This window comes from Limnohabitans sp. DM1, assembly GCF_001269385.1.
Classification (GTDB): Bacteria; Pseudomonadota; Gammaproteobacteria; order Burkholderiales; family Burkholderiaceae_C; genus Limnohabitans_A.
Genome location: NZ_CXOO01000010.1, coordinates 205,681 through 226,855 on the forward strand (window position 1 = coordinate 205,681; position 21,175 = coordinate 226,855).

21 protein-coding genes are annotated in these 21,175 nt (G+C 58.7%); 3 read left to right on the plus strand and 18 right to left on the minus strand.

Annotated elements, in window-relative coordinates; genetic code table 11:
• Positions 1–6: 6 nt before the first annotated feature.
• A complete protein-coding gene (locus AMM33_RS02195; RefSeq protein WP_090138744.1) occupies positions 7–519 on the plus strand; it encodes a histone in 513 nt (170 codons plus the stop codon).
• Between the two features lie 68 nt (positions 520–587).
• On the opposite strand, the gene AMM33_RS02200 is transcribed toward AMM33_RS02195, so the two are convergent.
• From AMM33_RS02200 to AMM33_RS02225, 6 genes are all read right to left on the minus strand, one after another.
• Entirely contained in the window at positions 588–1,472 is an 885-nt protein-coding gene (locus tag AMM33_RS02200) for a zinc-ribbon and DUF3426 domain-containing protein (RefSeq protein ID WP_090138348.1), read from the minus strand.
• Between the two features lie 37 nt (positions 1,473–1,509).
• Positions 1,510–2,394: a 50S ribosomal protein L11 methyltransferase gene (gene prmA, locus AMM33_RS02205; protein ID WP_090138349.1), complete on the minus strand. Its 885-nt coding sequence runs from the start codon at positions 2,392–2,394 to the stop codon at positions 1,510–1,512.
• A 13-nt stretch (positions 2,395–2,407) separates the two neighbouring features.
• Positions 2,408–3,757 carry an acetyl-CoA carboxylase biotin carboxylase subunit gene (gene accC, locus AMM33_RS02210; protein WP_090138351.1) on the minus strand — a complete coding sequence of 450 codons (1,350 nt, stop codon included), beginning with the start codon at positions 3,755–3,757 and terminating at the stop codon, positions 2,408–2,410.
• A gap of 16 nt (positions 3,758–3,773) precedes the next feature.
• Positions 3,774–4,220, minus strand: a complete 447-nt coding sequence (accB, locus tag AMM33_RS02215; RefSeq protein WP_090138353.1) for an acetyl-CoA carboxylase biotin carboxyl carrier protein — start codon at positions 4,218–4,220, stop codon at positions 3,774–3,776.
• 160 nt (positions 4,221–4,380) lie between these two features.
• The gene (locus AMM33_RS02220; RefSeq protein WP_369802388.1) at positions 4,381–4,797 is read right to left on the minus strand and encodes a TlpA disulfide reductase family protein; all 417 of its coding nucleotides are present in this window, start codon (positions 4,795–4,797) and stop codon (positions 4,381–4,383) included.
• A gap of 141 nt (positions 4,798–4,938) precedes the next feature.
• Positions 4,939–5,523 carry a hypothetical protein gene (locus tag AMM33_RS02225; RefSeq protein WP_090138357.1) on the minus strand — a complete coding sequence of 195 codons (585 nt, stop codon included), beginning with the start codon at positions 5,521–5,523 and terminating at the stop codon, positions 4,939–4,941.
• A gap of 62 nt (positions 5,524–5,585) precedes the next feature.
• Between AMM33_RS02225 and mpl the strand changes: the two genes are divergently transcribed.
• Together mpl and AMM33_RS02235 are read left to right on the plus strand one after the other, a co-directional pair.
• The gene (mpl, locus tag AMM33_RS02230) at positions 5,586–6,959 is read left to right on the plus strand and encodes a UDP-N-acetylmuramate:L-alanyl-gamma-D-glutamyl-meso-diaminopimelate ligase (protein ID WP_090138745.1); all 1,374 of its coding nucleotides are present in this window, start codon (positions 5,586–5,588) and stop codon (positions 6,957–6,959) included.
• Between the two features lie 48 nt (positions 6,960–7,007).
• Positions 7,008–8,792, plus strand: a complete 1,785-nt coding sequence (locus AMM33_RS02235) for a M61 family metallopeptidase (protein ID WP_090138359.1) — start codon at positions 7,008–7,010, stop codon at positions 8,790–8,792.
• 94 nt (positions 8,793–8,886) lie between these two features.
• On the opposite strand, the gene AMM33_RS02240 is transcribed toward AMM33_RS02235, so the two are convergent.
• The 12 genes from AMM33_RS02240 to AMM33_RS02290 form a co-directional block, all read right to left on the minus strand.
• Positions 8,887–9,753 (minus strand): alpha/beta hydrolase, encoded by an 867-nt coding sequence (locus tag AMM33_RS02240; protein ID WP_090138361.1) that lies wholly within the window; start codon positions 9,751–9,753, stop codon positions 8,887–8,889.
• 90 nt (positions 9,754–9,843) lie between these two features.
• Complete coding sequence (locus AMM33_RS02245) at positions 9,844–12,000, minus strand: TonB-dependent receptor plug domain-containing protein (protein ID WP_228767899.1); 2,157 nt, start codon at positions 11,998–12,000, stop codon at positions 9,844–9,846.
• A gap of 149 nt (positions 12,001–12,149) precedes the next feature.
• The gene (locus tag AMM33_RS02250; RefSeq protein WP_090138365.1) at positions 12,150–13,598 is read right to left on the minus strand and encodes a DEAD/DEAH box helicase; all 1,449 of its coding nucleotides are present in this window, start codon (positions 13,596–13,598) and stop codon (positions 12,150–12,152) included.
• 68 nt (positions 13,599–13,666) lie between these two features.
• Complete coding sequence (gene dcd, locus AMM33_RS02255) at positions 13,667–14,236, minus strand: dCTP deaminase (protein WP_090138747.1); 570 nt, start codon at positions 14,234–14,236, stop codon at positions 13,667–13,669.
• 198 nt (positions 14,237–14,434) lie between these two features.
• On the minus strand, positions 14,435–15,532 hold the full coding sequence (locus AMM33_RS02260) for a BMP family ABC transporter substrate-binding protein (protein WP_090138367.1): 1,098 nt from the start codon (positions 15,530–15,532) through the stop codon (positions 14,435–14,437).
• A gap of 108 nt (positions 15,533–15,640) precedes the next feature.
• On the minus strand, positions 15,641–17,008 hold the full coding sequence (locus tag AMM33_RS02265; protein WP_090138749.1) for a homoserine dehydrogenase: 1,368 nt from the start codon (positions 17,006–17,008) through the stop codon (positions 15,641–15,643).
• A 273-nt stretch (positions 17,009–17,281) separates the two neighbouring features.
• Positions 17,282–17,575: a YciI family protein gene (locus tag AMM33_RS02270; RefSeq protein ID WP_090138369.1), complete on the minus strand. Its 294-nt coding sequence runs from the start codon at positions 17,573–17,575 to the stop codon at positions 17,282–17,284.
• Positions 17,576–17,592: 17 nt separating this feature from the next.
• A complete protein-coding gene (locus tag AMM33_RS02275) occupies positions 17,593–18,039 on the minus strand; it encodes a metallophosphoesterase family protein (RefSeq protein ID WP_228767900.1) in 447 nt (148 codons plus the stop codon).
• 95 nt (positions 18,040–18,134) lie between these two features.
• Entirely contained in the window at positions 18,135–18,329 is a 195-nt protein-coding gene (locus tag AMM33_RS22320) for a hypothetical protein (RefSeq protein WP_228767902.1), read from the minus strand.
• Positions 18,319–18,633 carry a metallophosphoesterase family protein gene (locus AMM33_RS02280; RefSeq protein ID WP_090138373.1) on the minus strand — a complete coding sequence of 105 codons (315 nt, stop codon included), beginning with the start codon at positions 18,631–18,633 and terminating at the stop codon, positions 18,319–18,321. The genes AMM33_RS22320 and AMM33_RS02280 overlap by 11 nt, the downstream gene beginning before the upstream one ends.
• A 21-nt stretch (positions 18,634–18,654) precedes the next feature.
• The gene (locus tag AMM33_RS02285; RefSeq protein WP_090138375.1) at positions 18,655–20,061 is read right to left on the minus strand and encodes a Fic family protein; all 1,407 of its coding nucleotides are present in this window, start codon (positions 20,059–20,061) and stop codon (positions 18,655–18,657) included.
• A 25-nt stretch (positions 20,062–20,086) separates the two neighbouring features.
• Positions 20,087–21,136 (minus strand): adenosine deaminase, encoded by a 1,050-nt coding sequence (locus AMM33_RS02290; RefSeq protein WP_090138376.1) that lies wholly within the window; start codon positions 21,134–21,136, stop codon positions 20,087–20,089.
• Positions 21,137–21,175: the final 39 nt, after the last annotated feature.

The following is a 21,175-nucleotide window of genomic DNA, read 5'->3' on the forward strand; positions in this document are numbered from 1 at the left end:
AAAATCATGGCAACTGCAAAAAAAGCAGCAGCAAAAAAAGCTGCCCCCGCGAAGAAGGCCGCTCCGGCCAAAGCTGCACCCGCTAAAAAAGTAGCCGCAGCCAAGAAAGCTGCTCCGGCGAAAAAGGCTGCTCCAGCTAAAAAAGCTGCCGTCGCTAAAAAGCCAGCAGCCAAAAAAGCTGTTCCAGCAAAGAAAGCCGCTCCAGCTAAAAAAGTAGCCGCAGCCAAGAAACCAGCTGCCAAAAAAGCAGCACCGGCCAAGCAAGCAGCAGCCAAAAAAGTAGCGGCCAAAAAGCCAGCTGCGAAAAAAGCTGCTCCCGCAAAAGCCGCTGCTCCAGCCAAAAAAGCCACCGCCAAAAAAGCTGCTGCCAAAAAGCCAGCCGCCAAAAAAGCCGTGGTGAAAAAAGCTGCGAAAAAGCCTGCTGCGAAGAAGGCCGCCAAAGCACCCGCTGCCCCTGCTGCCCAAACCACTCTGAATCCTCAAGCTGCCTGGCCGTTTCCATCGGCTGCCAAGCCCTGATTCAGCTGTCAAGCAACAGCACTGAAAACCCGACACGGTCAATCGTGCCGGGTTTTTTTAAGACCATTTCAGGGGTAAAAACTCAACACGCGGTAACCGACCACAGGCAAGTTATCACTGACACCCAAAATCAGCATGCCTGACCAAGTCTGACCGGCGGCAATTGTCGGGGGTGCTTCCATGTCCTTGGGCAGCAACACCCGTCGCACCAAATCGCTGTCTTGACCATCTTTCAAGCTCAACTCCAAAGCGGTCATCCCCAAGGTTTGATGGGAGCTGTTGCGCACTGTCCAATGTAGGACAAAACCATCTTTTAGCTTCACGAAGCTGGAGCTGTCAATGACCATCGCATCTGGATTGCGCACCACGGCAGACTCACAGCCCGTCACTTGACAAACCGACTGAAAAGCCATTTCAAGCTGAGGAAACACAGAAACCACTACACCGCGTTGTAACCAAAGCCACTGCAAAGTCAAAGTCAGCACCAGTCCCAAAGACAGCACGCGCCATGGGCCACGAGCCTGTACCGGGGAGGTAGGCAATTGCGCTGGAGGTTCAGCAAGCACCAAAGGACTGAAGATTGGCACTGGCTTGCCAATGGTGTCTGTAGATTCGCCTGAGGAAACCTTTTCGGCTTCTGGTTCGACAGGGAACAAATGATCGGGGGAAGGATCGGTAGCTGAAGCTGTGCTCACCGAGTCATTGAGAGACACGGGTGTTTGGGGCGATGTATCCTGCAGTTGCGGAGCAGATGCAACCGAACTCTTCACATCTATGGACTGACGAAACTCAGGCGAATTCCCGGCTACCCCTTGCCAGGCCAGCACCCGACCAGTGCTGTCAAAAACATGTGAACAGTGGCCGCACCTCAACCAGCCTTTGGCTTGCTTGAGTTGATCGGGCACGACCTGATAAACCGTGACGCACTCTGGGCAGCGGGTGATCCAATTCATGCACGATTTTAGTCAGAGTCCGCAGCCATGCTCAAGCTTAAGGCAATTGTGCGGTCATCAAAATCCAACCATCTTCGGCATCAGACACTTTTAGTGACAGCCAAGGCGCATAGGCATCTTGGAGTTCCTGGGCTTGTCGCTCCAAAATACCCGCCAGCACCAATGATCCTCCCGAAGCGACATGCGAGCACAGCAAGGGGGCCAGCACCTTCAGCGGTGTTGCCAGAATATTGGCCAGCACGGTTTGGTATTGGCCTTGAGCCAGCTCAGACATACCGGCACTCAACTCAACATGGTTGGCCTCTGCATTCAAGCGGGTAGAAGTGACCGCCGCTTCGTCGATATCAACAGCGTCAATCTGGGTGGCACCATATTTGGCGGCGCCAATGGCCAAAATACCCGAACCACATCCGTAATCCAGCACACGCTGACCGGTCAAGCCTTGCCGCGCAATCCAACGCAGGCACATGCGGGTGGTCGGATGCGTACCTGTGCCAAAGGCCAAACCCGGATCCAGGCGGATGATCTTGCGGGCCTGGGCGGGGGGTTCATGCCAACTGGGAACAATCCAAAAATCGGAAGTCACCTCGACCGGGGCAAACTGAGATTGCGTCAAACGCACCCAGTCCTGATCGGCCACAACTTGAATACCCAAGAAGCGACAGCCTTCAAAAAAGTCCTGTGCTTGCAGCAACACTGCTGCTTCTTTGGCCGCTGTTTCCTGCGCAAACAAGGCCACCATGCGCGAGCGCTGCCAGCCATCCTTGGGGGGCGGCATGCCGGGTTCGCCAAACAAAGCCTGCTCTGCGGGGGTCTGGGCATCAGCGTCTTCGACTGACACACTCAAGGCATCCAATGCATCGAAGGCATCGCTCAACACATCTACCCGCTCCTCCGGGCACAACAGGCTCAGTTCAAACATGCGTCATCCCGTCTCAGCGCTTGTGCTGGCTAAGCCAGTGTTCCAGGTAATGGATGTTGGTGCCTCCGGACATGAACTTGGCGTCCACCATCAACTCACGGTGCAGCGGGATATTGGTACTGATGCCTTCGATCACGGTCTCGGCCAAGGCGGTCTGCATGCGGGCCAGAGCCTGCTCACGGGTATCGCCGTGCACGATGATTTTGCCGATCATCGAATCGTAGTTGGGCGGCACAAAGTAGTTGTTGTAGGCGTGCGAATCAACCCGCACACCAGGACCACCCGGCATGTGCCAGGACGTGATGCGACCCGGTGAAGGTGTGAATTTGAATGGATCTTCAGCATTCACGCGACACTCAATGGCGTGGCCCCGGATCTGGATATCACGCTGGGTGAAAGGCAGCTTTTCACCAGCTGCCACCATGATTTGGGTTTTCACAATGTCCACACCTGTGACCCATTCGGTCACGGGGTGCTCCACCTGCACACGGGTGTTCATTTCTATGAAATAAAACTCGCCGTTTTCGTAGAGGAACTCGAAAGTGCCCGCACCACGGTAACCGATTTTCTTGCAGGCGGCCACACAACGCTCACCGATTTTCTCAATCAACTTGCGGGGAATACCCGGTGCTGGCGCTTCTTCGATCACCTTCTGGTGGCGCCGCTGCATGGAGCAGTCGCGCTCACCCAAATACACCGCGTTCTTGTGCTTGTCGGCCAGGATCTGGATTTCGATGTGGCGTGGGTTTTGCAGGAACTTTTCCATGTAGACCGCGGGATTGCCGAAAGCCACACCGGCTTCGGCCTTGGTCATTTGCACCGCATTGATCAGGGCTGCCTCGGTGTGCACCACGCGCATGCCGCGACCACCGCCGCCGCCTGCGGCCTTGATGATCACCGGGTAACCCACACTCTTGGCCACGCGGCGGATCTGCACCGGGTCATCGGGCAATTCGCCTTCTGAGCCCGGCACGCAAGGCACACCAGCGCGGATCATTGCCTGCTTGGCCGAGACCTTGTCGCCCATGATGCGGATCGACTCGGGTGTCGGACCAATGAACTGGAAACCGCTTTTTTCCACACGCTCAGCGAAGTCCGCGTTTTCACTGAGAAAGCCATAACCAGGGTGAATGGCTTCTGCATCGGTCACTTCAGCCGCCGAAATGATGGCGGGCATATTGAGGTAACTCAGGGGCGAGGCCGCAGGCCCAATACAGACGGCTTCTTCTGCCAACTTCACGTATTTGGCTTCTTTATCCGCCTCTGAGTACACCATCACGGCCTTGATGCCGAGTTCGCGGCACGCACGCTGGATGCGCAGGGCAATCTCACCGCGGTTGGCCACCAGGATTTTCTTGAACATGAAATTCCCGTTCGCTTTATTCGATGATGAACAAGGGCTGGCCGTATTCGGTCGCTTGACCGTTTTCGCACAGGATTTGGGTCACAGTTCCAGACTTGTCGGACACGATTTCATTGAGGATCTTCATCGCTTCAATGATGCACACGGTATCGCCTTCCTTCACGACCGAGCCAATCTGCACGAATGGTGCAGCACCCGGGCTGGAAGAACGGTAAAAAGTGCCCACCATGGGGGATTTCACCGCATGACCGGCTGGAGCCGCGACGGGAACTTCTGCAGCAGGCGCAGCAGCGGCGGGGGCTGCAACTGCGACTGGCGCTGCCACTTGTTGCATCATCACGGGTGCAGCAACGCCCATGCTTTTGACAATGCGCACCTTGCCTTCAGCTTCGGTGATCTCCAGTTCGGAGACGTTTGAGTCAGATACCAAGTCGATCAGGGTTTTGAGTTTGCGCAAGTCCATAAAGTCCTCCATTGCGTAAGCCAACGTAATGTATTGAATTTACACCAATTTTCAGCAAAAGCACGCTAAATCAGCGTCTTCTTTGAGCGAAATTTTGATTTTTTAATTAAATTTGACATAAACGGCAAAAAGAGCTCAAGGTTTGCCGACTCTTCAGGATTCAAGTCCGCTGCGTGCGCCACTTGATCAAGTCACCGGACGAGAGTTGCCCCAGCTTCTGCAGCCAAATGGTGCCATCTTCTTTAAAAAAGACGCTAAACGGCAATCCGCCTGCACTGTTTCCCAATGATCTGGCCAACTCCGTGCCTTGCAAGCCCGCCAGACCAACCGGAAAACCCAGAGGTTGACGCGCCAGAAAACGTTTCACGGCGCTGGGTTGATCAATGGCCAATGCCAGAACTTGAAAGCCGTTCGCATGCTGTTCGCGCCAAAAGGCATCGATCAGGGGTAACTCTTCAACACAAGGGGGGCACCATGTCGCCCAAAAGTTCAGCAGCAGCGGTTTACCTCGAAATGCGCTCATGTCCAGCACCTCTCCGGAAACCGTTTCAAACTTTTGAGACCACAGGGCATGCACGGCGCCGGGTGCTTGGGTGCCCGGTTGCAATCGCCACCAAGACAAGGCCGCTCCACCGGATGCCGCCAAGGCACCCGCCCCCAACATCCAGTTTCGCCTGGAGCGCGTTTGCAGTTGTTCTGTCATGGGTGTGATTGTGATTCAAGCGGCCAGCAAACGTTCCAGCGCCTGCAAATCGCCTCGGGGAGAGCGGCCCTGAGCATCGGGCAGCAAGGCCCCGCGCAAGTCATCCAGGTCATAAATGCGCAGATGCACGCCAATGTCTTCGCCCAAGGCCTCACAAAAACTGTGCACGCTCAGCACATCCACGTCATCGCCGTGCATACCGCGCACCGTCTGGACCTCATACCGCTGGTTCTGGTTGATCAAGGCGATCTCGGCCGATTTGGGGTCATCGCAAAACAAGGCCAAATCCACGTCCGACAGCCGTGTGGCCCAGCCTTGCCAGACGGCGCCCCCCAAATGCGGGCGAAATGCCACCAGCCGTTGCATCCATATCCGTGCCAATTCGCGCAAAGCGCGCAACTCCTGGGGCTGGGTGTCGGCGCAAAACAGGGCAATGTAATCGCGCACCTCGCTCTCGACGATTTCATTGGAGGGCAAGGCCGTGCGCCCCGGCAAACCCAGCTCTTTCAGGGCGCGGTGCTTGGCAGGGCCAAAAGCCAGCCCTTCTTCCACCACCAGGCGCGCCGCCGTGGCAGCAATTTCATGTGCAACATCGTTCATGCGAATGGATTGTGCCTGTGCACAGCAGGGGCACTTACCCCACGGCGCCTAAAATCCCCCGCATGCATATTCATATTCTGGGCATTTGTGGCACCTTCATGGGTGGTTTGGCAGCACTGGCACGCGAAGCCGGTCATCGGGTCACTGGTTGTGATACCGGGGTCTACCCGCCCATGAGTGAGCAACTGCTGGCTTTGGGCATCGAGTTGATCGAAGGGTTTGGCGCAGATCAAATGGTGCTGAAACCCGACATCTACGTGATCGGCAACGTGGTCAGCCGCGCCCGACTGCCCGACGGAAAGCCAAAATTTCCGCTGATGGAGGCCATTCTCGAAGCCGGAGCGCCCTACACCAGCGGCCCGCAGTGGCTGTCCGAGCATGTGCTGCAAGGTCGTCATGTGCTGGCGGTGGCTGGCACGCACGGCAAGACCACCACCACCTCCATGCTGAGTTGGGTGCTTGAACACGCCGGTTTGCAGCCCGGTTTTCTGGTGGGCGGTGTGCCGTTGAACTTTGGCGTATCGGCACGTTTGGGCGGCGGCCGCTATTTTGTGATCGAAGCCGACGAATATGACACCGCCTTCTTCGACAAGCGCAGCAAGTTTGTGCATTACCATCCGCGCACGGCCATCCTGAACAACCTGGAATTCGACCACGCCGACATCTTCGACAACCTGGCCGCCATTGAGCGGCAATTCCATCATCTGGTGCGCACCATCCCCGGCTCTGGCCGCGTGGTGGTCAACGGCCTGGAAGAAAGCCTGACCCGAGTGCTGGCTCAAGGCTGCTGGAGCGACGTGCGCACCTTCGGCTCGACCGTGAGTGACTTTGTGGCTGAGGGCGAGCCGTCCAGCTTCCAGGTCCGTCAGGCGGGCCAGGCCGTGGCTCAGGTGCAGTGGGCATTGGGCGGCGTGCACAACCAGCTCAACGCCCTGGCCGCCATCGCCGCAGCTGAACATATCGGCGTCAGCCCGGGCGTGGCTGCACAAGCGCTGTCCAGCTTTGAAAACGTCAAACGCCGCATGGAAGTGCGTGGCACAGTGAACGGCATCACCGTGTACGACGACTTTGCGCACCACCCCACCGCCATCCGCACCACCGTCAACGGACTGCGTCGCCAGATCGGCCCCCATGCGCGCATCCTGGCCATCTTTGAGCCGCGCAGCAACACCATGAAGCTGGGCTCCATGAAGGGCCAATTGCCCTGGAGCCTGGAAGAAGCCGACCTGGCCTTTTGCCATTCGGGCGGGTTGGACTGGGACGCCAACGCAGCACTCGCCTCAATGGGCGAGCGGGCGCAAGTGGGTGCCAACGTGCCGGAAGTCATCCAGCAGGTGCTGGCGCAGGCCCGTCCGGGCGACCATCTGCTGTGCATGAGCAATGGCGGTTTTGGGAGCATCCACACCCAGCTGCTGACGGCCCTGGGCCAAGCTTGAACTGCTCGCCGAGCACCCCTCTCCTTTTGACTTGAACGAACGCGCCCCATGCACGCCACCACCTACAGCATCGAAGCCGCCGACCTTCACGCGCACCTGTTTCGCGTCACCTTGACCATCCGCGAACCGGCGCCGCAGCAGACCGTGTCACTGCCTGTCTGGATACCCGGCAGCTACCTCGTCCGGGAGTTTTCAAAAAACCTTCAAAAACTGCAAGCCCGGCAAGGCCGCCGCGCCGCCCCTGTTGCGCAGCAGGACAAATGCACCTGGGTCATCACCTGCCGCATCGGTGAACCGCTGGTATTGAGCTACGAGGTTTATGCCTTTGACAACTCGGTTCGCACCGCCTGGCTGGACACGCAACGGGGCTTTTTCAACGGCACCAGCCTGTGCCTGCGGGTCCACGGACAAGAGCATCAACCGCAGCACTTGCAGCTGCACCCCGTCAAAGGCCAGCCCAACTGGTTGGCAACGACGGGCCTGAAAGCCGTTGAAACCGACAAGCGAGGCTTTGGCCTGTTTCAAGCTGCTGACTATGATGAATTGGTGGACAGCCCGGTGGAGTTGGGGGCATTCTGGTCGGGAAGCTTCAAGGCCTGCGGCATCCCGCATCGCTTTGTGGTGGCCGGGGCCCTGCCCTCGTTTGACGGTGACCGGTTGTTGGCCGATACGCAAAAGATTTGCGAAACCCTCATCCGTTTCTGGCACGGCCAAGGCAAGCAGGCAGCAAGCAAAGCCCCACACAAAGATTACGTGTTCATGCTGAACGCCGTGCACGACGGCTACGGCGGGCTGGAACACCGCAACAGCACCGCGTTGATCTGCAAACGCTCTGATCTGCCGCGCCAGACCAGCCCGCACACGGGTGAGGGCTACACCACCTTGCTGGGCCTGATCAGCCACGAATACTTCCACACCTGGAACGTCAAGCAACTGCGCCCTGATGCTTTTGCCCGTTATGACTACACGCAGGAAAACTACACCCAGTTGCTGTGGTTCTTTGAAGGCTTCACCAGCTATTACGACGACCTGCTGCTGCGCCGCGCAGAGCTGATCGACGACGCCACGTACATCCAACTGCTGGGTAAAACCATCGCCCAGGTGCAGCAAACCCCAGGCCGGCAAGTGCAGACCTTGGCACAGGCCAGCTTTGACGCCTGGGTCAAGTACTACCGGCAAGACGAGAACACCCCCAACGCCACCGTGAGTTACTACACCAAAGGCGCTCTGGTGGCGCTGTGCCTGGACCTGACGCTGCGCCAGGAATTCACGGCTGAAGGTCACACGCTGGACAGCGTGATGCGCGGCTTGTGGAAACGCTGCAAAGCCGGACCGATGCGTGAACAAGACCTGCTGGATGAACTGCAAGCCCTCACAGGCCGCAGCTGGCAGCCTGAAATCAAGGCATGGGTCCACAGCACCACCGACTTGCCACTGCGCGATCTGCTCAGCGCACAAGGCATCGAAGTCAGTGCCGACACATCGCCCATGGCCCAACGCCTGGGACTGCGTGTGAGCGAGACCGGCGCCAGCGTGCAGATCAAGGCCGTGCTGCGCGGCAGCGCCGCTGAAGCAGCGGGACTGGCTGCGGGGGATGAGTGGCTGGGCCTGGACGTGGGCCCTGTCAAAGGTGGTCACTCCCAGGGCGGCAGCTGGCGCCTGTCCAAATTGGACGATCTGCCTGCCCTGCTGGGGCGTGAGCGCCAGCTAATAGCCCTGGTGTCGCGAGACAAACGGCTGCTGCGCCTGCCACTGACAGTTCCAGCCCTTGCCAGCCAATGGAAACTGAGCGTGCCTGCAAACCGAAAAGCAGGCCTTTGGCCTGCCGTTTGATCGCTCGTATTTGCCCGGGTCTTTGACCGCCGACCGACCCTGCCCCCATCGGCCGGCAGTCGCTAAGTCCGGCATGTCCCCGGGGGTGGACAGCTCAGCGGCCGATCAATTCGCGGGCCAAGGCGTTCAAGCGGCTGCCGCTTTGGGTCAGTTCGGTGACCACGCTGAAATGGTTCAGGCCTGGCAGGTCTTCGCAGACGGGCACCGTCTTGGGCCCCCAGGCCTGGTGGATCAAACGGTTGTGGCGCAAAAACTCCGGGCTCTCGTCGCCCCCGACCACGGTGTAAAGCACGCCTTTGCTCGGACGCTGCCATTTGGCGGGACTGGCCATGCGCACATGCGCCGGGGTCAAGCACAAATCAGCATTCAAAAAAGGCGTTTTGCGCAGGGGCTCCAGATCAAACAAGCCTGAAATCGACAAGGCCTTGCGCACCAGGCCTGCGGGCAAATCGCGTCCCACCCGCTTCCAGTCACAGCCCAGCAGCATGGCCACCAGATGACCGCCCGCCGAATGCCCCATGACGGTGATGTTGTCGCGATTGCCGCCATATTGGGCAATGTGTCGCCAGACCCAGGCGCTCGCCTGAGTCATCTGCAAAGCGATGTCGGGCACGGTGACAGGCTGATCCTCTGTGCCTGGGCAAAAGGCGTAATTGACCACCACGGTGCAAGCCCCCATCTCGCGCAAGGCGGGCACCACAAACGAGTGGTCTGATTTGTCCAGACTGCGCCAATAACCGCCGTGAATAAAGATCACCACAGGCGCATCTTTTTGTTCAGCCGGGAAGATGTCCAGCGTCTCCTTGGGCCCATCTCCATATGACACATCCAGTGTGCACGGGAGTGCCTGTCGGGCCTGGGCCGAGGCGCTCATCCAGTGTGCAAAGTGGTCCGCAAAATCCGGCACCAGTGCACGGTTGTTGTACATGCGGTCATGCCAGGCGGCGTCTTTGAGGGGCATCTTGGTCTCCGGTTCAAATGATCCGGCATCTTGGCACAAGGGGGCGCCGTATCCTGCACAACTTGCGACAACCTGATGCCGCAGTACCGCTCAAATTTTCATTTCCAAACGCAGTTGGAGGTTGCGCCAATTGCGGTCGGTGGTTTGAGCCCACTCGCGGAAGGCCCCATTGACGAAGGTGCTGCCCGTTTGGTAATCACGCGGCACCAAATTGCTGACCGTAAGCCGCAAGGCTGTGACCGCCGAAAAACGCCACAGGCCATACACATCCACCACCCGCTTGACCCCTTGGTAATTCAGCTGCTGCTCGGTACGCTGGGTGCTGTAATCAGGGTTCCAGTTGAGGTTGCCGCCCAAAGTCAAAGGCAGGCTGCGCATGCGGTAGTCCGCCCCCAGATTGGCCGTCATGCTGGGCTGCTGGTCCAGACGGTTGTTGGGTCCGGGCACATCCTTGACCTGCGAATGAAAAAAGCTGGTGTTGGCGCGGATATCGACCGGCAATGCATCGGCCATCCACTGATTGAGCCGGAACTTGGCCTCCAACTCCACACCTTGGGTGTAGGCATCCCCGACGTTGGCGGGTGAAGAAATGTAGCGCTGAGTCGCACTGTTGTATGCCGTGGTGTAGCGGATCAAATTCGTGATGTTGCGATGAAACAAGTTGGCACTGAGCAAACCACCCTGATCCAGATAGCGCTCAAACGCCACATCCACACCCGTCGCCAGCTCGGGCTTCAAGTCCGGATTGCCCGTGCGGTCAGGCTGGGTCCAAGTGTTCTCCCCCAAGGAGGGCACATAGCGCGCCATCAGGTTGAAAAGCGTCGGCGTCTTGTAGCTGCGGGTCAAGCTCATACGCACCTGATCGCGCTTTTGTGCATCGGGTTTCCATACGGCATGCAAAAGTGGCGTCCAAATCGAACTTTCATTGCGCTTGAGCACACCATTGACCGTGCCTTCAGTCAAAATTGATTCGTAGCGCAAGCCCCCATAAGCCGACCAGTTGGCATTGATCTTGAATTCGTCTTGCGTGTAAGCCGCCCATCGACGGGTTTTGGCATTGAGGTTGCCTGCGTCTTCTGAACTGGCCGCATTGCCCTTTTCATCACGCTGCACCTGCTCCAACTCGACACCGCTCACGATCTGGTAGCCATTGTCCAGTGCGCGAGTCCATTTGCCATTCAAGCTGCCGCTTGTGTCTACAAAATTTTGCGTCTCAAACCCATTGCGCAGCAAGGGCTGGCCGCTGCCGCTCAACACACCGGATGCACCGGTCTGGTCCATGCGGTAGTCATAGCGGGACTCACCCAAACCAAATCTCAGCTCCAGCCGGTCATCGGCCGACAGGCGCGCAGACCATTGGCCATTGAGCCTGCCCATGGAAAAACGGCTGTGGGTTTGTGACAGGATGCTGTCACTCACGAGAGGACTCTCTAGGGTTGTCACCCGGGCATTCAGTTGACTGTTCCAGTCGGACGCCATGACAAAGGGCATGAGCGTGAGGCTTCGCCCCTGCTCACCTTTCCATTGCAAGCGGGCATTGGCGTGAATCGCCTGGCGGTGGCCCAGGCTGGTGCTTTCGCGCACACGGTCGGTGGTTTGTGAAGAGTCTGTGACGATGGTGGACGCGTCCGCACGGTAGTTGTCCATGGCGGACACCGTGAAGGTCCCGGTCACTGGCTCGGTCTTGAGGTTGTGCACCCAATTGACCTGGCTGGAGTCTTGCCCATGCTCCTGGCTGCGGGTGATCTTCAGGTCATCAGGGCTGGCTTTTTGACCCTCGCGCAGCACAATGTTGATGGTGCCCGCAATGGCGCGTGCGCCGGTCTCGGCTGTGGGTGAGCGCAAAATTTCGATCTTCTCGACCTGTTCTGGCGTCAGAGAATCCACCGAAAAGCCAGGCGGCATGCGCTCACCATCGAGCAGGATTTGCGTGTAGCCATTGCCCAGCCCACGCATGCGAATCGCCCCGCCTCGTCCGGGTGCACCACCGATGGTCACGCCCGGCAAGCGCTTGAGCACCTCACTCAAGGTGGCATCGCCTTGTTTTTCGATTTCTTCACGGCCGATCACGATCTTGGATGCCGTGGATTCGCGCCTCACTTCGGTGTCGATGTTGCGGTTACTGCGGATCTCCACCCTGCCCAGATCGGTGGTCGGGCTGGGCGTTGCGCTTTGCGCCAGCGCCAATCCTGGCCAGGCCGTGACACCACAGCTGGCAGCTAGCAGAAGGCGAGAAATGGGGGTCAACGTCCAGCAAGTCGGCCGAGCGACACGAGCGGTGGAAGAAAAAGTGGAGGCTAGAAAATAAGGGCGCATGTGCCGATTTTGACAGCGCCCCGAGTCACTTCTTTAAAGCCCGGGTAAAGACCGGGCCCTTATGCCCTTGGCCCAGAGAATCAATCGCCCGACTTGAAGAGGGCCGCCACCTTGCGCTTGGGCTTGATGTTGGCCGAAATCGACGAACGCACGGGCTTGGGACCACTGGGCTCCCAGCTGGGGGCCACATCGGTTTGCGAAGCCTCGTAGGGCTTTTCAAAAAACGGATCGCGGCTGATGGGCGCGGGACGAAAGCCCCCTCGGCGTGGGGACTCCAAGGCGTCACGGGGGTCAAACTCTTCACGTCGACGGCCTTCGTAGGGGCGTGCACGGGGGCGGTCTTCAGGGCGTTCGCCCCATTTTCCTGCGGAAGGGGCTGCGGGCCGTGTCTCCAGCTGCACGGTTTCGACCTCGATCTTGTTTTTGATCAGCTTTTCAATGTCGCCCACCAAGCGGGTGTCGGAAGGGCTGACCAACGTGACTGCCAAACCCGAAGCCCCGGCACGGCCGGTACGGCCAATGCGGTGCACATAGTCTTCGGCGTTGAAAGGCACATCGAAGTTGAACACCGCAGGCACATCTTTGATGTCCAGGCCACGGGCGGCCACATCGGTACACACCAGCAAATCGACTTCGCCCTTTTTGAAGGCTTCCAGCGCTTTCAGGCGCTCGTCTTGGCTCTTGTCACCGTGCAAAGCGGCAGTGCGCAAGCCTTCACGCTCCAGCGAACGGGCCAAGCGGCCGCAGCCGAGTTTGCTGTTGACAAAGATGAACGCCTGCTTGATGCCCCGGTCGTCGAGCACCTTGCGGATCACGCGGCGCTTGTCGTCGTCTTGCGCGGCGTAAAAACGCTGCTCGACCGTCGAAGCCGTCTCGTTGGGACGCGCTACCTCAATGGTGATGGGGTTTTGCAGGTAGCTGCCAGCCAGGCGCTTGATTTCGGGCGAGAAGGTGGCCGAGAACAGCAGCGTGGTGCGCTGCTTGGGCAAAAAGCTCAGGATGCGCTGCAGATCGGGCAAAAAGCCGATGTCCAACATGCGGTCGGCTTCGTCCAGCACCACATATTCCACTTGATTCAAGACCGCATTTTTGGCTTCGATGTGGTCCAGCAAACGCCCTGGCGTGGCGACCAGCACCTCCACACCTTTTTTCAGCTCCAGGGTCTGGGGCTTCATGTCCATGCCGCCAAACACCACCGCGCTGCGCAGCTGGGTGTACTTGGCGTACATCTTAATTTGTTGGGCCACCTGGTCGGCCAGCTCACGCGTGGGCAACAACACCAAAGCGCGCACCGGGTGGCGTGCTGGTGAGGTGGAGGGGTTTTCGTGCTTGAGCAGGCGCTGCAACAAAGGCAGCGAGAAAGCAGCGGTTTTGCCGGTACCGGTTTGGGCTGCGCCCATCACGTCCTGGCCCGTCAACACCACTGGAATGGCTTGGGCCTGGATGGGCGTCATGGATTCGTAGCCCATTTCGGCTACGGCTCGTGCCAGCGTGGGCGCCAGCGATAAATTGGAAAAAGAGTCGGTCATTAACCCGCTATTGTCTCATTTTGGGCTGAGCTCCCCAAAATCTGATTTTTTGACTCTGGTTTCAAGGCTCAGGTTTTGGGCAATGTCACGCCCACTTGGCCCTGGTATTTGCCGCCACGGTCTTTGTAGCTGGTTTCGCACACTTCGTCGCTCTCCAGGAACAGCACCTGGGCACAGCCTTCACCCGCGTAGATCTTGGCGGGCAGCGGGGTGGTGTTGCTGAACTCCAGCGTCACATAGCCTTCCCACTCCGGCTCGAAAGGCGTCACGTTCACGATGATGCCGCAGCGGGCGTAGGTGCTTTTGCCCAGGCAAATGGTCAGCACATTGCGTGGAATACGAAAGTACTCCACCGTGCGGGCCAGTGCAAAACTGTTCGGCGGGATGATGCAGACATCCCCTTCAATGTCCACAAAACTGCGGTCGTCAAAATTCTTCGGGTCAACCACCGTGCTGTAGATGTTGGTGAACACCTTGAATTCAGGGGCGCAGCGGATGTCATAGCCATAGCTGCTGGTGCCATAGCTGACGATTTTTTGACCTGCGGCGTTTTGACGGATCTGTCCCGGCTCAAACGGCTCAATCATGCCGTGCTGCTCGGCCATGCGTCGGATCCATTTATCGCTCTTGATGCTCATGGTATGCCCTTTGGTGATGGGCTCGATTTTAGTGGCGATCCAGTCCAACGATGAGAGTCACCACTGGATTGCCGCGTCATCATGCATCCCGCAATGCCCACGATCATCATCGCGAGCGAGGCGCGGCGATCCAGTGTGTGCGCAAGTGCTATCACTGGATGGCCGCGTCGCTGCGCTCCTCGCAATGACATTCAGGCCTCAACGCAAAACCTTGCCCTGCACACCCTGAACCAGATAGTTCATGCCCAGGATTTGGCCATCGTTCAGGCTTTGGCCTGCGGGCAGCACGGCACGGCCTTCGTTGTCGGTGATCGGACCTGCAAACGGCAACAACTTGCCCGAGCCCACCAGCTTTTGCTTGGCCAGGATTTCGTCCTGAACCTGCTTGGGCACCCTAGGGCCAAAGTCGCCGACGCGGATCATGCCGTCCTTGACGCCGCCCCACACACTGCCTGAAGTCCAGGTGCCATTCATGGCCGCCCTGACGCGGGCCGTGTAGTAGTCGCCCCACTGGTGGGTCACGGCGATGATCTGCGCATCCGGCCCGATCTTGCGCATGTCGGAGTGGTAGGCCACGGCCATCTTGCCGCGCTCTTGGGCCGCGGCCATCACGGCGGTCGATCCCGTGTGGAAGGCGATCACATCGACATCCTGGTTGAACAAGGCCATGGCCGCTTCGCGCTCTTTGGGGGGGTCAAACCAGGCGTTGAGCCAGACCACCTTGACGTTGGCTTTGGGGTTGACCGAGCGCATGCCCAAAGTGAAGGCGTTGATGCCCTGCAGGACTTCTGGAATCGGAAAGCCCGCCACATAACCGGCCACATTCGTTTGCGTCATGCGCCCGGCTGCGATGCCCGCCAAATAGCGGCCCTCGTAATAACGGGCGTTGGAGGCCGCCACGTTGGGTGCGGTCTTGAAGCCGGTCACTGACTCGAACTTCACATTCGGAAAGTCTTTGGCCACTCGGAGCGTGGGCTCCATGTAGCCAAAGCTGGGCGTGAAAATGATCTGGTGGCCTTGGTTAGCGAGGTCGCGGATCACGCGCTCGGCATCCGCACCCTCGGGCACATCGGCCACAAAAGTGGTCTTGACCTGATCGCCCAAAGCCCGCTCAACGGCCTTTCGGCCCTCGTCGTGCTGACGCGTCCAGCCCGCCTCGGTGATGGGCGAGACATAGACAAAACCGGCCTTGATGGGCTCAGTAGCTTTGACTGGCGTTGGAGTGGAAGTTTGTGCCTGAACGGCAGGAAAAAAAAAGCAGGCGGCCACGAGCATGGCAGCGAGGTTTTTATACATGGTAGTCCTCTACATGGCCCCGAGATTGAACAAAACAAAGCCCGCCGGGGCGGCGGGCTTCGGGAGTGGATTTTACATGGCAAGCCAGTCCTGCTCGTCAAAAGTGCATCACAAATCCAAATCTTCTACGCGCCACACAGCAACGGGGACAAGGCCTCCAGATATATGACGCAGCCCCGCCAGCGCATCCAGCAAAACATCACCTGGGAGCGATGGCGTCAAGACCACCCAAGCATCACGCGAGGGATCCTCAGGGTGCTGAACATGCGTCCACTGCTTTACGTCCACACCCCAATCCTGCAGCCATCCAGTCAGACAGGCCAAGCACTCAGGCTGCCCATGCAGCGCAAAGCGCAGGTAATGCCGCGAGGCCACCTGCCCGATGGGCAAGATGGGCAACGACCGAATCACGCCCGAGGGCACCGAGCGATGCGGCACCCGTGCATACAAGCCAGCAGACCCCAGTCGTGCCACATCGATCAAATCGGCCACGACCGCTGAGGCCGTGGTTTGTGAACCCGCTCCTGCACCGTAATAGAACGTGGGCCCAGCCGCATCCGCATTCACCCAAATGCCATTCATCGCGCCCGGTACTTGCGCCAGCAAATGCTTCTCGGGCACCAGGGCCGGATGCACCCGCAACTCCAGAGCGTCGGACCGCTGCCTGGCCATGCTCAACAACTTGATTCGGTAACCCAGCGCTTGGGCACACACCATGTCAAACGATTCCAAGCTGCTGATGCCTTGGACATGCACCTGATCCAAAGGCACATCAGCCCCAAAGGCGATGGCGGCCAGCAAGGCCGTTTTGTGGGCAGCATCCATACCCGATACATCCAATGCAGGGTCGGCTTCGGCATAGCCGAGCTCGGTAGCCAAGCGCAAAGCCGCCTCAAAGCTCAGCCCCGCCTCTTGCATTTGGGTCAGGATAAAGTTGGTTGTCCCGTTCACGATGCCCACCACCTCCAGGATGCGGTTGGCAGCCAAGCCCTCACGCAAGGCTTTGATGATGGGGATGCTCACCGCCACGGCACCTTCATAGGCCACGATCACGCCTTGCGCATCGGCCGCAGCAAAAATCTCCGTCCCATGTTCAGCCAACAGCGCTTTGTTGGCCGTGACCACATGCTTACCGTGGGCAATGGCTTCCATCACCAGTGCCTTGGCCAGGGTCACCCCGCCCATGACCTCCACAACGACATCGATGCCCGGGTGACGCACCAAGGTCAAGGGATCGCTGACCAAGGCCACATCCGGCCCAAGCACTTGAGCCGCTTTGAGCAAATTGCGTGCAGTGGCCATGACCAGCCGGATCGGCCGACCCGCGCGTTGGGCAATCAGGTCGGCATTGCGTGCCAGCACCTGGCAAGTGCCAGAGCCCACCACACCCGTGCCAATCAAACCCACACGCAAAGCGCCATCGCCTGGCACATCGGATGCATCCGATGCTGCGGAAAACAAAGAACCATGAATCATGAAAATCTCCAAACTGTGAAATCCAGCTGCCGGGGCTGGTTTGTTTGGAAATCCACCAGTGGGCAGCCAGTAAGGCCACCCGCGCGAACTCAGGTGGCCGCGTTGGTTGTGGTGGTAATCATGTTGAACCGCTTGCGCAAACAAACACCTGAAGACAGGCCACGCGCTGGTTGAGCGCAGACCATACTCACAAGATTTATCAATACAAATGTATTCAACATGTGCTGAAGTTTATCGCAAATTCGCACCCATCCACAGGCGTCAATGAGCCCCTCAAACCAACACTTGCTGGTCCAGCGCTTTGCTCCAATGCAATACCTCCACGCTCTGGCGCAGCCCACAAATCCAGAAGGGGTCGGTCTGCTTCAGTTGATGGACACTTTCTTTGAACTCGGACTCAACGATCCACAAGCCACCTGTGGGCACCTGACCAAGCTGCTCGCGCAAACTGCCGGCCACGCGCACTTGCGCCTGGTGTGCACCCACCCAATCAATGTGGGCCTGCAAATACGTGGCACGCCAAGCGGCTTGGTCGGGTCGATCAGTGAACAAAACGACAAACAACATGTTCAGTCCTCCTCGATTCAAACCCTGGGCATCCATCCAGTTCTCAAAGCATGCGCCCAATCAAGACGGCCACGCTTGTCGGCCAAAATCGCCATGGATTCATGGTCATAGGGCACGCTGATCAATTCACAACACCAGTCCGCACCCGATTTTTCGACCACCGCATAACGCGCATCGGGGCTGCCGTTCTCTATGCGATGGAACTTGGAAAAAGGGTAAGGGTGATCGTCATCGTAAGCAGGCAAACCGACACTGCCCGGATTGATGATGAGCAGCTTGGATCGCCAACGAACCGTCCTCGGAACGTGACTGTGTCCGCAGGCCAGCAAGCTGATGTTTTCCGGTATCAGCCCCGCCAAACGCTCTTCAATCTCTGTCACGTTCGCCAATCGGGCCGCTTCGCCTTCGGGTGTTTCCAACAAATATTCGATGTCGCTGCGAGGACTGCCATGGCACAGTGCCACATCATGGCCCAATTGTTCAGACCAAATTTGTGCCGTGTGCAGCCGGGGGTCCGACGGATCAGCGTGCGACGCCAACCATGTTTTGACAAACGGATTCAACCTAGAAAACGCAGTTGAACGCGCCCGAGGGTGCAGCCATGGTGGGCAATGGCCAGGCGCGAGGAGGCCGCAGGCTGCACCCCTGCAACGACGAGCAACGCCGCCAGTGCCCCCCAGGGCTGTGCCATCGGGTGCGTAGCGGTATCACCCACCAGGTGAGCGTCTTCGTGCTCACAAAGTTCAGGATACATCAGGGTTTCCAGCGGGTTCAAAGCGGTCAACTGCGTTTTCTAGGTTCAATTGAGCAGATGTGTATGCATCTGACAAATTTTGACGCTCGATCGGCAAGCTCAATAACTGGCGCTCATGGTTACCTGCGACATGCAGCCATGGCAAATTTTGAAGTCGGGCTGCGGTCTCATGGGGAAGCAATGGGCCACTCAAGCTGTCACCCAAATTCACCACACACTGAATTTTTCGATGACTCATGTCGGCCATCACGGCGTCTAAAGCAGCCAAATTGCCATGAATATCTGAAACAAATGCCAATCGCATCACGCCCCCTCTGGGTATGTTTTAAGCCTGTCTGGCAAGCCAGCGTCGACCTGCTGGCGTCAGTCGATATTTTTGAAGACGACTTTGGGGCTTACCGGGCACCGTCATCTCCAGAACGCCCAAGGCCAAAGCCGTTTGCTGATAGTGGACACGGAAGTGTTTTTCGTCTTTCAAGCCCAACGCGCTCATCAATTCAACGCGGCTCATCTCGCCATTGACCCGCCTCAACATGCGCTCCACTTCGGGGGTGACTTCGGGGGTGACTTGTGCTTCGACTTGTTCGCTCTGCCCCTGCCCCGCCCTGAGCACCTTCAAATACGCGGGGTCAAATGGGAATTCCAGCCACATGTCGAACGGTTGGTAGCGCAGCACTGGCTTGGGCGTGCCCGCCGCAGCGCATGCCGCAAAAATGCGCTCCACCCCACGGCCCCATGCTTCGATTTCGCCCGCCCTGAAAAAGGCATTTGCAATGGCCGGGTTGTACGGGCTGGAGGAATGCGCGCCCAGCAACGTGTCCAGTGTCCAGCCTTCGGGCAAGACCGCAGGGTTCCAGATGCGCAAGCGGTTTTCGTACACCCGAATCTGCACGGGCGCGGTCACTGCATAGTCGCGGTGCACCAGCGCATTCAGCAATGCCTCGCGCAGCGCAGCACGCGGCACCGGAAAGGTCTCCACCCGCACAATGCCATCGTATGAAATGACCGCCTTCAGGTATTTGGTCAGCAGCAAGTCCAGCGTGTTCTTGACTTGGTGGAACAAAGCGCCTTCGACCTCGTCGTGGTACAGCAACTCGGTCTCTGACTCGAAATAACCCACCTTCACAAACGCACCCGTCACAAAACGCTGGGGGTCTGCGGCAAACAACAAGGCTGTCGCGCGTTGGTAATACGCCCCCTCTTTCAGACGCAGTTTGTCGAGCAAGTTGGCATCGCTCTCGGCCAGTGTCTCTGCATCCAGCCGTCCGCTGCGCTGGGCCAGCTGGCGAAACCGCGCCATGGCCGGTGCAGACACATCGGCCAGACTGAACTGGGGCATCGGTACGCCGTCCCAAGTGCGGCCATGGCGTCCCAACAAAAAGCGGTCCAGAGCCGCGCCCTTGAGTTCTTGCAGCGTGCTGCCGCTGAGCATGTAGTAATGGCCCCGGTAGCTGATCGGGTTGGGATAGGCTTGCACCACCACCTCGATGTAGTGCAACTCGCCTTCGGTGTGCAGGTTCACGTCCACCACAATGCCCAGCAAGTCGCGCACCTTGTTGGGTAAATCTTCCAAGAGTTTGGCCGCATCGGGCAGACCCACCACTTCGCCCTTGTCATTCACCCCCAGCAGCAAATGGCCGCCTTGCGCATTGGCAAAGCCGCACACCCAGCGCAGGTAGTCATCGCGCCAGGTTTCCTTCCATTCGGTGTGCTGGGATTCTTGCTTGAGCATCGCGCCATTTTGACAGGCAAACCCCTCAATCCTGCTCCGCAAACCCCTGAAAACAGACTTTCAATTCATGCATCCAGCGGTGCTTGTCCGCCTCGGGTGCAAAGCTCGCTTCGATGCTGTTGGCGGCCAATTTGTAGGCTTGCTGGGCATTCAGGTGCAGCGCGGCAAAGGTCTGCAGGTAGTTGTCGTTCAGGTAGCCCCCAAAATAGGCCGGGTCGTCCGAGTTGAGGGTGATGCGCAGGCCTGCATCCAGCATCTGGCCCAGGTTGTGGTCGGCCAGGTTTTTGAACACACACAGCTTGAGGTTGGACAGCGGGCAGACCGTGAGTGGCATCTGGCTGTCGGCCAGGCGCTGCATCAAAGCCGCATCGTGGATGGCTTGCACGCCGTGGTCGATGCGCTCGACCTGCAGCACGTCCAATGCGCCCCAGATGTAGGCAGGCGGGCCTTCTTCGCCCGCATGGGCCACGCAGTGCAAGCCCAGCTCGCGGGCACGGGCAAACACGCGGGCAAACTTTTCGGGCGGGTGGCCCAGCTCGCTCGAATCGAGTCCCACGCCGATGAAGTGCTCACGCCAGGGCATGGCTTCTTCCAGCGTGGCCAGCGCCTCGTCCTCGGACAGGTGGCGCAAAAAGCACAGGATCAGATCGGCGCTGATGCCCAGCTGAGTCTGCGCATCGCGGCAGGCGCGGCTCAGGCCTTCGATGACCGCGCCCATGGCCACACCGCGTGCCGTATGGGTTTGCGGATCAAAAAACAGCTCGGCCCGCACCACATGATCGGCCTTGGCTTTTTCAAAATAGGCCCAGGCCATGTCGTAAAAATCCTGCTCGTGCAGCAGCACACTGGCCCCGGCGTAATACAGGTCCAGAAAGCTTTGCAGGTTGGTGAAGGCATAGGCGCTGCGCAAGGCGGCCACATCGGCATAGGGCAGCTGCACATCGTTGCGCTGGGCCAGGGCAAAGATCAGTTCGGGCTCGAGTGATCCTTCGATGTGGATGTGCAGCTCGGCCTTGGGCATGAGACTCAGCAACTCAGGCAAGCGCTCTGGGGGGATGGCGTGGACTTTGAACATGTGCGGCCTTTGAAGTGTCAGCCCCGCATATTAATCCGT